Source organism: Natribacillus halophilus, assembly GCF_900100185.1.
GTDB classification, from domain to species: Bacteria; Bacillota; Bacilli; order Bacillales; family Marinococcaceae; genus Natribacillus; species Natribacillus halophilus.
The window spans coordinates 207,624-221,747 of record NZ_FNEN01000005.1 but is presented as its reverse complement, the minus strand read 5'-3'; the positions used below and the strand labels follow the sequence as shown (position 1 = coordinate 221,747).

Here is a 14,124-nt window from a genome sequence, read left to right as displayed (position 1 = left end):
TTTTTGATTGTTAGCCTGATGGTCTTCAGCCCATCTTAGAAACGTCTCAAAACCTTCAAGGTCGTTGGTGAAATTGATGCGTTTCCCAAACTCGAAACCGCGATCATCAATGGCACGAGCAACATGTTTGTTCTTAGCAATGTCGACGCCAATGATAAGTGTTTCCGGGGTGATTTGAGCGAGCTTTTCATTTTGTGTATAATTCATGATGAGTCCTCCTTGGTTCCCTAAATTCGAGATTCGATGATCATTCATCGTCTACTCCGCACTATACCAAGGAGGCTCTTTTGTGTTCAAAGCCCAAAATTTCACCTAACAGGAATGCTTTTTTTATGTCGAAAAGTGAAAAGGCCCCTAGACGTCACATGTCCAGGGACGGTCAAATTACCAGTGGCGATGATCAAGATGAGTATATTTGTCCAGATAACGTACAGGCATTTTCAGGGCATCTTTCCGGAACGGGGGCGCTAACTGGGTACCATCGACATGAATATTTAATACGGTCGGATGGTTAGACTGGAGAGCTTCTTGAAACGCTCGTTTTAAATCATCAGGGTTATCTACGGTTTCTCCGGCTGCCCCCATACTGCGGGCAACTTCCGCAAAGTCTGGACCTTCAATGTCTGCGCCGACAAAGCGGTTGTTGTAGTAATCCACTTGATTTTTCTTCTCAGCGCTCCATGCTCCATTATTAATTACACACGCTACGACGGGAATATGCTGTTCGACAGCCGTGCTGACTTCATTCAGACTCATGCCCCAAGCCCCATCCCCGACAATAGCAATGACGGGAGCATCCGGGTTTCCTTTCTTCGCACCAAGAGCGGCTGGATAAGCAAAGCCGCAATTGCCGAACGTTAGGGCCGCCACATGTTTCCGAGGCTGAGTAAAGCGTAGGTACGAATTGGATGTGGACGATGTGTTGCCAATGTCAGAGGTTACGATCGTTTCATCAGAGATCAAATTGGAGATCTCCATGAGGGCTCGACGCGGGTTCATCGGTTCGCCATCGACCATGGCTAGGTCTTCGATTTCCTTAAGCCATGTCTCTCGTTCTTCCTGGATGGCTACCCGTCGTTGCTGATCAACGCTTCGATCGGCATCTACCACACTCAAACGTTTATACACCTCTTCGGAAACATCTTTCGCATCGCCTAGGATACCGCACTCAATGGGATGCGTCCGTGCGATATTGCGATGGTTGATATCCACCTGGATGATTTTGGCGTTTTTAGGGAAATAGTCAATATCATAAGCGGGCAACGTACCAAACACGGACAGTCTTGTGCCAATGGCCAAGAGAACATCTGCATCTTGGATCGAATGCATCGCTGATTTGGCCCCCATATACCCGATGGGTCCGACGGCCAAGTCATGGTTCCATGGAAACGCGTCATTGTGCATATAGGAAGTAGCTACAGGTGCCGAGAGATGTTCAGCTATACGCTTGACGTCTTCGATAGCATCCGCATCCACAACGCCACGCCCTGAAATGATTGCAGGCTTTTTGGCCTCTTTTAACAATTCAACCGCGCGATCGATGGCGGCAGGGTCCCCAATTCCTCTTTTGGTCACACGGTATTGATGGGGATGAAGAATCTGTTCCTCAACCTCACCAAAAAATAAATCGCGAGGAATATCAAAAAGAACCGGTCCTTTTTCGGCATAAGCGATACGGAAAGCCGTTCGAAGACAATCCGCTACTCGACTCACGTGCGGTACTTGGACGGTCTCTTTGGTTATTGATTCAAAGATCGAGACTTGATTGGCTTCCTGAAACCCATCCCAACCAATGGTGGGTGTCCCAGCCGATGGGGAAATAACGACCATCGGTGTGTGCGCCATATGCGCCGCGGCAACGGACGTCACCATGTTGGAGATCCCCGGCCCATTTTGGCCGATTACCACCCCTGCTTTTCCGGTGATGCGTGTATAACCGTCAGCCATATGAGCCGCGTTTTGCTCGTGGCGAACCGGAATGAAGTCGATGCCGGCTTCGGGTAAAAGGTCCAACATATCCATGAAGGCGGATCCAAGGATGCCATACATATGATCGATGCCTTCCGCTACAAGCGTTTCCACAATCGCCTCACTCGGTGTCATCTTGACTTTTTGTTCAAAATGAATCCCTGTCGGTGTTTCTGTTTGCATAATCATTACCTCCTTTTTTATTTTTAAATAGTGGTACAGATAACCCAACCAGTTTAACTCTAAACAAATTAAACAATGGTATAAATCTATTCAAACAGATATTTCGAAAAAAAGAAACTATAAATTTTTAAATCGTTATTTGGAAATATGATAGCAATTATTAAAAAGAACTATCAAATAAAAGAGCATTTCACCCATTTTTCCGTTCTAAATCAATCGAAAATGAATACAAATCAGGGCGGTAATAGGTATGGGAAAACTCAAGCCATTGACCCTCTTCTGATGTGATTAAACGCTCTGATATAAGCACACTTTCTTCTTGATGAAACTGAAGTAATTTTGAATCTTCATTCGAAATTTTCCCTGCTTTTATGACCTGGTTCGCTCTATTTAGCCTAAATCCTAATTCGTTTTCTAAGAGGTCAATAATTGTTTCAGTATTTAGATCGTATTGAGTAAGTTGGTTTCCGATATTTAGGGGATAGTATTCGTTTTCTAATGCAATTGGATGCCCATCAGCAAAACGAAGGCGCTTGATAAAGTAAACCGAATCATCATCGATCTTTCTTTTCAGTTGATTAGATGGTTTTACAGTACCATGGGTAATTAAATCAATATCCTGTTGCAACTCCATTTCCCTTATGGTTTCTGTTGTGCTTTTTAGTGTGCCAAGCCAATCTTGAATGGGTTTTGGGGAAACAAACGTACCTACACCGTGCCTTTTTATGAGGAGGCCTTCTGTTACCAATGATGAAATCGCTTCTCGTACTGTGTTTCGGCTGATTTCAAATTCATCCATAAATGATCTTTCACTTGGCAGCTGGTTCGAGTAATAGCCGTCGTTGATCCGGTCTGCCATTTTTTGTTTTAATTGTGCATGTAGAGGTAGCGGGTTATTGTGATCTAGTTTCATTTTTCTCTCCCCGTTTATTATATTGTCTATCCTTCATTATAGAAGGCTAATTAACTAATTGCCAAGAATTTAATGATAAGTTTTTTATATCGCACTCTGATTAAAACCAAAATCAACCTTTCATTATTTTTTTTAATAAGAGTTATAAATAATATTAAAGTGTTACCATGACAAAAAACATTGTGATATTTACATAAATATGTTTTACTCAATAATAAGCAATAAGAGGTTGGGATATCTGGACCAGAATATTGGAGAGGATGATTGTGTGAGAATTGGAATCCCGGTTGAAATTAAAAATAATGAAAAACGGGTCGCGATTACTCCGGCCGGCGTAACAAACCTCACAAGCGCAGGGCATAAAGTTATAATAGAAAGCAATGCTGGAAATGGAAGCGGTTTCAAAGATGGGGATTATCATGAAGCAGGAGCGACGATTGCGTCATCTCCGAATGAGGTTTGGGCTTGTGATATGGTGATGAAAGTAAAAGAACCACTTGAAGACGAATACCAATTTTTCCGAGAAGGTCTTATTCTATTCACATACCTTCATCTTGCAGCAGAGCCTACACTCACTAAAGCTTTGCGAGATCACAACGTAACGGCACTTGCTTATGAAACACTAAAACACGAGGATGGATCTTTACCATTGCTGACACCGATGAGCGAAATAGCAGGACGAATGTCTGTCCAAATTGGTGCGCAGTTCTTGGAAGGATCTAAAGGCGGGGAAGGGGTGATGATCGGCGGTGTTCCTGGTGTGCCTCCGGCAAACGTCACCATTATTGGTGGAGGAATTGTCGGAACAAATGCTGCGAAAATAGCGCTCGGATTAGGGGCTAATGTCACCATACTTGATATAAGCTCAATACGACTCCGGGAACTTGATAATCAGTTTCAAGGGCGAGTAATGACGCTTATGTCCAATCCTCACAGTCTTCATGAAGCTGCGAAAACATCTGACTTACTTATTGGTGCAGTTTTAATACCTGGAGAAAAAGCGCCAAAGCTTGTCAAAGAATACATGGTTAAGGATATGAATCAAGGGTCTGTCATTGTGGATGTTGCGATTGATCAGGGAGGTTCAGTTGAAACTGCCAATCGAATTACGACGCATGATAGCCCTACTTACATTAAACACGAAGTTATTCATTATGCGGTCGCAAATATCCCTGGGTCAGTATCACGAACTGCTACACTATCTTTAACCAATAACACCATGCCATATGCTCATGCAATTGCTACTAATGGATTGAATGAAGCGATATTGAAAAATCCTGAACTTCGATCAGCCGTAAATACTATGGATGGAAAAATCGTGCATGCAGGTGTCGCCGCTGCTCACAATATGACATACGAAAGTTATGGCGAAACATTCAAATCCAAAACCACAACAATTTAAGGAGGCTTTATTAATGACTCACGATAAAATGAAAGAAGACCAACTGGCTAAACAGGATCTTGACCATTTATGGCATGCGATGCACAAATATAATCCAGATGCCCCACCCATGATCGCTGCTCATGGCCAAGGGGCTTGGTTCACAGATACGGAAGGTAACGAGTATATGGATGGAGTGTCGGGCCTTTGGTGTTTAAACCTTGGTCACGGTCAAACTGAAATTACTGAGGCTGCAAAGAAACAGATGGATACGCTTGCATATTTTCCACTAACTTTTAGCCATCAACCAGCGATTGAACTTGCAACCAAACTTAGTGAACTACTGGGGGGTGGTTACCGGACCTTTTTTTCTAACGGAGGTTCGGATGCCAATGAGACAGCCTTTAAAATTGCCCGACAATATCATAAACAAACTGGCAATCCTGATAAATATAAATTCATCTCGAGATACCGAGCTTACCACGGGACAACAATGGGTGCGATGAGTGCAACAGCACAGGCTCAGCGACGCGTTAAATACGACCCTGGTGTTCCAGGATTTATGCATGTTCCTCCACCTTATGCTTATCGAAGCACATTTGAAAACCCGGAAAAAGATGACGAGATGGCGGCCAACTTTTTGGAACAAATCATCATATGGGAAGGAGAAGACACAGTTGCCGGTTTTATTATGGAACCTTACATCTCTGGTGGAGGTGTGATTAAACCCCAATCCGATCATTACTTGAAACGCGTGCGTGAAATTTGTGATAAATACAATGTTCTGCTCATCATCGACGAAGTAGTTTCTGGTCTTGGACGTACCGGGCAGCTCTTTGGTTATATGCACGCAGATGGAGTACAGCCAGATATGGTGACAATGGCCAAAGGATTGACGAGTGGTTATTTACCATTAGGAGCCACATCCATCAAAAATGAGATTTATGAAGCCTTTAAAAATGATTCGGGGGATCATCATTTTCGTCATGTATCGACATATGGAGGGCACCCAGCAGCGTGCGCGGTTGCTTTGAAAAATATTGAAATTTTGGAGCGTGAAAATATTGTAGGTCGAGTAGCTAGGCTTGAGCAAAAGATTCTGACCCAATTAAAGGAGTTAGAGTATAACCCTTATGTTGGCGAAGTGCGTGACATCGGATTTCTATACGGCATAGAACTAGTCAGGGATAAAACCACAAAAGAGCCGGTTAGTGATGCTTATCTAGGAAGTATTCTTGGAGCTTGTAAAGAAAGAGGTTTGATTCTTGGCAAAAATGGTGATACCGTCCCACAACTCGCAAATGTTCTAATCATTGCACCCCCGTTAACGTCAACAGAAGATGATCTACAGTTCCTTGTAGATACCGTGAAAGAGGTGTTGAATTCATCTCAATATTAAATTTCTATAAAGCTTAATAATTAATGAAGTTTCTGAGAGGAAAGTTCATCTAGTAGCGACTCTCTTCAGAGCTTGGTACTTCTAATTGCTGAAGCATTTTCGGTTAACACATTTCAGCAAAACTGGGCAGTGAGCATGAAGTTATATGTATCTAAATTTTAATAATGTTTAATCTTTTGATACAAGTGTATTTATGATGAAGTGGAACTCAATTATTTTTGTAATTTTTAGAGGAAAGAAGGAAATTAATGATTTCCTTCTTGGCTCTGAGAAAATTTAAACTCTAATATTTACAATAAAATGAATCATGAAAGCATTATCTTTTAGGCATCGCATACAAATCTGGGCTCGACAGATACTAAATCTCAGTCACATTGCAATAGCTCAGTTAGAATCTTTGTCTCCTTGCAATTCTTAACGGAATCTCTTTGTAGTGGGAATAAGCCCATCGATGGGTGTTGTAATTAAAATCGTTGCTCATGGGGATTTTATGGAAAGGAGAGGATAAATTGGATGACATCTTGATCACAATATTGATGTTTCTTTGTCTTTTTATTGTTTTATTTTTGGGGCTACCTGTTGCTCTTGGATTGGGCGGTACTGCCGTTCTATTTGCTTATATTTTTTCACCTGGAACGCTGATGGCTGCTCCTAGTGCTTTCTTTTCAACTCCATGGCAGCACATCTTAATAACGGTTCCATTGTTTATATTTATGGGAAATATTATTCGCTATTCGGGTATTGCTAAGACTGCTTATGATGCAGCCTATAAATTAATAGGTCATCTTCCAGGTGGACTAGCCATGGGAACCGTCCAGGTTTGTACAATTTTTGCTGCTATTACGGGAATCACGCCTCCGGCCACTATTACCATGGGCCAGATCGCCTATCCCTCCATGATGCAATATAATTATCATAAAGGAATAGCCATAGGTTCCATCGGAGCAGGTGGAGCATTGGGCGCTCTGATTCCTCCGAGTATTCCTTTCATTTTCTATGGTATTTTAGCTAATGAATCCATAGGAGCCTTGTTTTTAGGTGGAATTATACCAGGATTGATGCTGGCCATAATGTATGTCATTTATATCGGTGTAAGGTGTACAGTGCAGCCACACATGGGTCCTGCGATTCCTCGTGATGAAAGATTTACAGTTAAAGAAAAACTTGCTTCAGTCGCCGGCATCTGGCCGTTTCTACTCCTTATTTTTTTCGTTTTGGGAGTCATTTGGCTAGGGGTGGCTACGCCGTCAGAGGCTGCTGCCGTCGGTGCAGCTGGTGCGCTTTTTATTAATATTATATACCGCAGTATTAGCTGGCAAATCGTTAAAGACTCATTAATATTCACAGTCAAGCTTGTGGGTATGGGATTTTGGATTTTGATAGCTGCTAATTTTTTTACTAACGTTTTTAGTGCTCTAGGCGGCCAAAATGTCATCACTTCAACTGTTTTGGCCATGCCCGGCGGAGCGTGGGGTGCTTTGATCACGATGATGTTGGTGATCTTGATATTGGGGATGATTATGGATGACTGGGCTATTATTATGATGGTGACTCCCTTGTTTGTACCGATACTTAACGAGTTAAATATAGATACACTATGGTTTGGCGTTCTTTTTATCGTCAATATACAAGTGGCTTATCTAACGCCACCTTTCGGTTTTGTACTATTCTGGTTAAAAAGCATTATGCCTGAAGGTGTAACGATGTTAGATATCTACCGCTCTGTTATACCGTTTGTTATCATTCAGATCATTGCCTTGATTTTACTTATATTATTCCCTCAGCTAGCAACATGGCTTCCCACTACAATGCAGTAACTAACAGAAACAAGATATATATTGTACGTAACTTTAATTCTGTACAGGTTATGTTGTGAATGGAATTTACTAAACTAAAAGGAGGTGGTTCGGTGAATAGATTATGATTCTACCCTAGGTGTTTGAAACAAATAAGGGAGGGATTATGTAATGAAGAAGGATTTGAAGTATGCAGTGATGGTGATTTTTACAGGGCTTGTTATTCTGGGTTGCCAAGCAGAGGAAACAGATGATGATGTAGAAACGGACGAGGAAGGGACGACTGAGGCAGAATCAAGGGATGGATATGGGCCTCCGGATGAGACAACGGAGTGGGTATTTCAACCAGCTTTTGATTCTGGAGATGCTGGTTGGGCTAATGGTGTCGAGCCGTGGATTGAGGATGTAGAGGAAGCTACTGAAGGCACGATAGAGATCGAGCTGCTTCCAGCTGGTTCAATTGTGAGCGGCGATGAAGCATTTAGTGCTGCTAGCACTGGAACAACAGATGTATACGCTGGTTGGGCAACGGATTATGGCGGAATTATGCCAGAGGGTATGTTAGCTTATGGAATGGCGATGGGTGCTGAGAGTCACCACGAAGCTTGGGCGGCTATGTGGGGTGATCCACAGTATCGAATAGGTGAACTTGTTCAAGAAGCAGCTCATGAGAATAATCTTCATTGGGCTGGCTGGACGAATCAGGGGCCCAATTCTATATTCAGCACGTTCCCGGTAAATAGCATGGAAGATTTACAAGGAGAAAGTTTAAGAGCTGGCGGGCCTCAAGCGCTATTTTTGGAGGCCATGGGCGGTTCACCGGTATCTTTAGAAGCTGACGAGATATATTCGGCCATAGATTTAGGTACCGTGGACGGCACATTATGGGACACCGGGGGCATTAATGACATGAGTTACCACGAGGTGATTGATTATGCTATGCTGCCGGGGTGGAATCCTGCCCAACATCAGGAGATCTATGTCAATTTGGATGCCTGGAATGATTTGAATGATTGGCAGAGGGACCGCATCGATGACGTTTTCATGTCCAATTACTTTAAGACGAGTAGAATGCATGCCGAAGGTGTAGAAGAGGCTTTACAGGACCTTGTAGATAGCGGAGGTGAGGTGATCACTCTATCTGAGGAAGAGGAAGAGAGGATGCGGAACGAAGCAATAGAAAGTGTATGGCCTGAAGTTGCCAGTCAGTCGGAACGAACCGCTGAAGGCGTTGAATTATGGGAAGAATTCCTGAGGGATACAGGGCACCTAGAGTAATGTTAGTAGTGAAAAATGGTTATGTATGATGCATGCCACTTGCCGCCTTTCTGTTGTTTTAAGCTTTTAAGCTGCTGCTACTTTAAAAATTTACTGAATACAGGGGTGGCAAGATTTTTTATACCGAGACTGCGACGAAAGTGAGCCAGCGAGAGTTTTGCCCTGTGAGTGTAATCCACAACGCGGAGATACGCCAGCCGACTTTCAGGTATTTATAAACAGACTCTTTACAGTTCTTTTGGGAAGATTTACTAAGAAAGAGGGAGGGCGGGTAATCAAAATGAAGGTTTGGAACAAAGTGGAGCTAGGCATTGATTTTGTCAGTGAGTGTTTGGGTAGAATTGGCTGGGTGCTTATTCTTTTTGCATTGGTCTTTGGACTATCTGATGTGATCCTGAGATACATTTTCGGCCAACCCTCCTTATGGATTTCCGTAACGATTCAGTATTCCATGGTATTATTGGCTTGTGTGTCTGGAGCCTATTCCCTCAACAAAGGCTCTTTTGTCAAGCTAGATGTTTTTTATGAAAGATTTTCACCAAGGATTCAAGCTATTTGTGATATTATTACATTTGTTTTTGCCTTTATGTACTTGTATGTGTTAATTACAAGGGGAATAGAGGCAGCTGAATTATCTTTTATCCAGCAGGAAACGACACCAACTGCTGTCCCAATACCGCTTTATCATTTAAAGGCGATTATACCTTTTGGGGCCTTCTGCGTACTGTTGGTTGTGATTAAACATTTTGTCCAAGACATACGGACAGCCCTTGGCTATGAAAATAGATAGTTCAAGCTTATAGAAAAGAAAGATTTTTGAATAATTAGGGAGCTTATTGGAATAGCTTTGCAGGGATCATAACTGACTATATAAAACCTTATTCAGCGATGCATGTAGTTCATGATACAGTATATATGGAACATCTGGGTGATACCGTGATATTTTTTCCGAGTGCCGATGGCAAAGACTTTGTAAAGAAGAATATTCACGCTGAGAGGATATATGCACAAACGTAATTTACTGAGAGAAGTCTTATTACACAAGGGATTTGAAGTCTAAAAAGTCATCGTGTGGCTCAGCTTGTACTTGCTGTGATAGGGCGGATAATAGGTGAGGATTACTTTCACATCATACTTGACGGCTAAGATGATAATTGGATTCATGAACTGTGTTCGTCGATTATGATTCTACGGCCAGGATGGAAGCCGGATCGCGGGCTTCCGGTCCTTGATCTGCGTACTGATCCTGCAACTGAGCGGTAATGCCGGAAAGATCAACCTGCCAACATTTGAGGACGAACGGTCAATCCTGATTCAGGAGGATAATGGACCATCTATAGTGCTCTTGGAGTTGTAACAGAACAAAGTTTTGATACGTGTCATGAGGAAGAACCGTTGGTTCAAATGAAAAACCTTGATAATCATAGTAAGGGAAAAAAGTTCCCTTCACGGGTGATTATGAAAATCAGTTTAAAAAATCAAGAACCTTTGTGCTTAATAGTGCTTAATTATCAAAGAATTTTCTCCGTTTCACACGAGTATCTGATAACGAGAAATTAAAATCTCCTACAGTGGTAGGAGACGAAAGGGATGCGTCAAGAATTCCCTTGCCGTACCGACCTTTGGAGAATGCTGAAAGCAATATTAACTAGGAGGAATGAATTATTAATTGGTGGTTAATTTGGATTATTATATTTTTGGTAGTCATGTTTGCAATAGCCTTAGTATCATTAACGAAGATTAAAACTTCAGATGATTATGTAATGGCAAATTTCAGTCTTGGCTTTATGCCGATAGTCGGTACAGTTATTGCGACTGTATCAGGTTCAGCAGCTTTAATAGGGACTGCAGGGCAAGGATTTACCATAGGTACTTCATATTTAATGACTACTATGAGTCTTGTGACTTTTACTTTAATATTTGTGTTTACTATTGGACCAGTCATACGTAAGCTTAAACTTTATACCATACCCGATTTATTTGTTAGACGATTTGGAAAGGCTTCAGCTCTGATTCCTGCTTTGATTATTGCTCTTCTTTACATGGTACCTACATTTAGCATGCAATTAGTTGGAATGGCATCTATCCTGACGTCAATTATAGACATATCATTGATTTGGGCTATTATAATGGGGTTCGTGGTTAGTGTTTTATTTACATTGCTGGGTGGGATGTACAGTGTAGCGTGGACAGATGCAGCCCAGACGGTCGTCATTTTTGCTGGCGTTATTTTAATGTTTATAATGGGACTTAATTATATAGGTGGATTTGAAGTGCTGATACAGGAAACTCCTACACACTACTTTGATTTTTTTAGTATTGGTTGGAGGGAATTATTAAATTGGGCTTTAGTTTTTGGCCCCTTTTATGTTGTGTGGCAAACAACTTGGCAAAGAATAACTGCAGCCAAATCAACAAAGACAGGAACTTGGGGTGTAACTGTTGGGTTTATTTTATCGGGTATTCTGCAAATATTCACGGTACTTATTGGTATAATGGCTATCCATACTTTATCTTCGGATACTCTTCCAGATAATGTATACACTAGTTTTATGGTAGAGGTTTTTCCAGCGTCAATCGGCGGCTTATTTATGGTGTCGCTTTTGGCTGCTCTCCTTACAGGAGCAACCTCATTTCTGCTTAGTGGGGCAATTAATATCTCAAAGGATATATATCAGGAGTGGATCAAACCAGATGCAGATGACTTAGAGGTATTAAAGATTTCGCGTATTGCAGTACTTGGTATGGCAGTATTAGGGTTAATGATTGCTTTATATATTACTGATGTTATTGAGATTTACCAAATTGCTTTGTCTTTTACAGCTGTTGCTTTGTTTGGCCCAGTGTTAGCAATCATGTTCTGGAAACGTGCCACAAAAACAGGAGTAATTGTCAGTATGGTTGGGGGTATCATTGTCTCTACTATTTGGCGATTTGTTGGTGAACCATTCGGAATTCATGAAATATTACCAGGTCTAGTAATATCCATTTCATTGCTAATACTAGTAAGTTTATTTACAGAACACTCAAAGGATGAAGAAGTTATATCATATTATAATGCGTATAAAGAAGGTAAAGATTCTACAACAACTGACTCAGAGGAGTCAAAAATCGGATAATTAAACATAGCGAAAGGAGTAATTTCTATGACTAAAAAATGTCTTATACTAACCAATGCTAATATTTTAACACTCGATGAGAATAATCGCCGTGCAGGATCTGTGGAAGTTACTAATGGGCGTATCAGTGGGATTTGGCCTACACCAGAACCGCCTTATAATTTGAAAGGTAGTTCACAAGGCACTGAGGTCATTAATCTACACGGGGCAACTTTAATGCCAGGTTTTATTGATACTCATAACCATTTATTAATGTATTCACTTAACATGAATAAAGTAGATTGTAGCACGCCACCGAATAAGGACATAGATGATATTTTGCAAAATATCCGTATAAAGGTGAATGAAACACCAAAAGGGGAATGGGTTCAGGGATATGGGTATGATGATTCCCTGCTTGAAGAAAAAAGACATCCTACCAGAGTAGAATTAGATAAAATAGCATCAGACCATCCGGTTTTTATAACTCATATATCCAGTCATTTGGCTGTTGCTAATTCGAAAGCATTAGAATTGGCAGGGGTGACTGAAGATGTCCCGGATCCGCAGGGAGCTCATTTAGGAAGGGATCACTCTGGAAAGTTAGATGGTGTGCTATATGAAATACCAGCAATGAATTACGTTCAAAGAGTGACTCCACTACCAACCATAAAAGAGATGGTTGGTGCAATGGAAAAAGGATCTCAGGATTACTTAGCACATGGCATTACGACAAATACAGATGCTTGTGTTGGTTTATTCTACGGTGAGACAGAATTTGATGCACATATAATCGCTTCGAATAAAGGGAAAAATCCGATGCGCTCAAAATTAATGATTATGCATACGCTTTTAAAGAAAAACGGAAGGTTCGACAATTATACGGCTGATGAATTAAACCAAGAAATTATGAACAAAACCAACGGTAACGTTAGCTTAGATAGCGCAAAGATGTTTCAGGATGGCTCAATTCAGGGACTAACAGGTGCTTTAAGAAAGCCGTACTACAATAAACCTGGTGTTGTGGGAAAATTACTTCATGATCAACACGAGCTTAATGAAGAAATATTAGAATTGCATAAGCGTGGTTTTCGAATTGCAATTCATGGAAACGGTGATAGGGCAATCGGCTCTATATTAGAAGGTTACACTTATGCGTTAGAAAAAGATCCCAGAGCGGACCATAGACACCGGATAGAACATGTGCAAACAGCCACAGTAGAAGATATGGAGCGTATGAAAAAATTAGGGGTTGCTGGTTCTGTATTTATCAATCATGTCTATTACTGGGGAGATAGACATAAACGGTTGTTCCTTGGACCTGATCGATCTATTAGAATAAATCCATTAGCAGATATGAAGGAACGGGGTTTACTGTATACATTACATTCTGATTGTCCTGTAACACCTATTTCTCCTTTATTTTCTGTATGGGCAGCTGTTAATCGTTTAACAAGTGAGGGAGAAATATTAGGGCCAAACCAACGACTTGATGTAAATGATGCTCTGAAATCTATGACCAGTTACGGTGCAAAATTAATCTTTAATGAGGATTGCTCTGGCAGTATTGAAATGGGGAAACAAGCCGACTTTGCAGTATTGGAAGATGACCCTACCCAAGTTGATCCCATCGATATAAAGGATATCCCTATTAAAGCTACTTTTATAGGTGGGGAGGCAGTCTACGAAGCAAATAGTGGTGTGATATAGAGCTTTGATTTCTCCTCCATTCATTTTCAAAGTTGATAAAACGGGGGTAAATGAAGTATAAGCCCTTTACACCTTTTACATCCGGAGAAGGCCCAATGTGAGTTAAGTGTATGAAGTCGTGGAGAGTAAGATAACCCGAGACGGCTGTCAAATACTTTTGATCTTAGCTGTCTGTGCCCTGTGACAGTTTCTGGATTGGACCTCTCTGGATCTTCTTGACGTACCGCATCGAGCAAGATTGTACAAATGAAGGCATCGCATCTTTGGTAGGGTTACCTTTATAAGCGTTGCCTTCATTTCTGAAGGATTGGTTGAATAATTTTGGATAATGTTACCACGGTTTTAGGAAGATATTTTCTATAAACTTAGATTCATTTTTATTGTTTTTATTTTTATAA

The 14,124-nt window shown here is 41.2% G+C and carries 10 protein-coding genes; 7 read left to right on the top strand and 3 right to left on the bottom strand.

All coding sequences use genetic code 11. The annotated features are described in order from the left end of the window. The 3 genes from BLS58_RS08365 to BLS58_RS08355 form a co-directional block, all read right to left on the bottom strand. Positions 1-207: IS110 family transposase (locus BLS58_RS08365; RefSeq protein WP_176764673.1), on the bottom strand; the 207-nt coding region annotated here is incomplete at its 3' end. Between the two features lie 177 nt (positions 208-384). Continuing rightward, complete coding sequence (gene xsc / locus BLS58_RS08360; protein ID WP_425433683.1) at positions 385-2,157, bottom strand: sulfoacetaldehyde acetyltransferase; 1,773 nt, start codon at positions 2,155-2,157, stop codon at positions 385-387. A gap of 184 nt (positions 2,158-2,341) precedes the next feature. Further along, on the bottom strand, positions 2,342-3,064 hold the full coding sequence (locus BLS58_RS08355) for a GntR family transcriptional regulator (RefSeq protein WP_090397875.1): 723 nt from the start codon (positions 3,062-3,064) through the stop codon (positions 2,342-2,344). Positions 3,065-3,332: 268 nt separating this feature from the next. Between BLS58_RS08355 and ald the strand changes: the two genes are divergently transcribed. The 7 genes from ald to BLS58_RS08320 all read left to right on the top strand — a co-directional run bounded on the left by ald (position 3,333) and on the right by BLS58_RS08320 (position 13,726). After that, positions 3,333-4,466, top strand: a complete 1,134-nt coding sequence (ald, locus tag BLS58_RS08350; RefSeq protein ID WP_090397873.1) for an alanine dehydrogenase — start codon at positions 3,333-3,335, stop codon at positions 4,464-4,466. Between the two features lie 13 nt (positions 4,467-4,479). Beyond that, positions 4,480-5,844, top strand: coding sequence for an aminotransferase (locus BLS58_RS08345; RefSeq protein ID WP_281241000.1), 1,365 nt, complete (start codon positions 4,480-4,482; stop codon positions 5,842-5,844). 509 nt (positions 5,845-6,353) lie between these two features. Further along, complete coding sequence (locus tag BLS58_RS08340; protein ID WP_176764672.1) at positions 6,354-7,661, top strand: TRAP transporter large permease; 1,308 nt, start codon at positions 6,354-6,356, stop codon at positions 7,659-7,661. Positions 7,662-7,811: 150 nt separating this feature from the next. Beyond that, positions 7,812-8,918 (top strand): TRAP transporter substrate-binding protein, encoded by a 1,107-nt coding sequence (locus BLS58_RS08335; RefSeq protein WP_090397870.1) that lies wholly within the window; start codon positions 7,812-7,814, stop codon positions 8,916-8,918. 280 nt (positions 8,919-9,198) lie between these two features. Continuing rightward, positions 9,199-9,708, top strand: coding sequence for a TRAP transporter small permease subunit (locus BLS58_RS08330; RefSeq protein WP_090397867.1), 510 nt, complete (start codon positions 9,199-9,201; stop codon positions 9,706-9,708). 916 nt (positions 9,709-10,624) lie between these two features. Next, on the top strand, positions 10,625-12,037 hold the full coding sequence (locus BLS58_RS08325) for a sodium:solute symporter family protein (RefSeq protein WP_245723108.1): 1,413 nt from the start codon (positions 10,625-10,627) through the stop codon (positions 12,035-12,037). Between the two features lie 27 nt (positions 12,038-12,064). Next, on the top strand, positions 12,065-13,726 hold the full coding sequence (locus tag BLS58_RS08320; protein WP_090397863.1) for an amidohydrolase: 1,662 nt from the start codon (positions 12,065-12,067) through the stop codon (positions 13,724-13,726). Positions 13,727-14,124 lie beyond the last annotated feature (398 nt).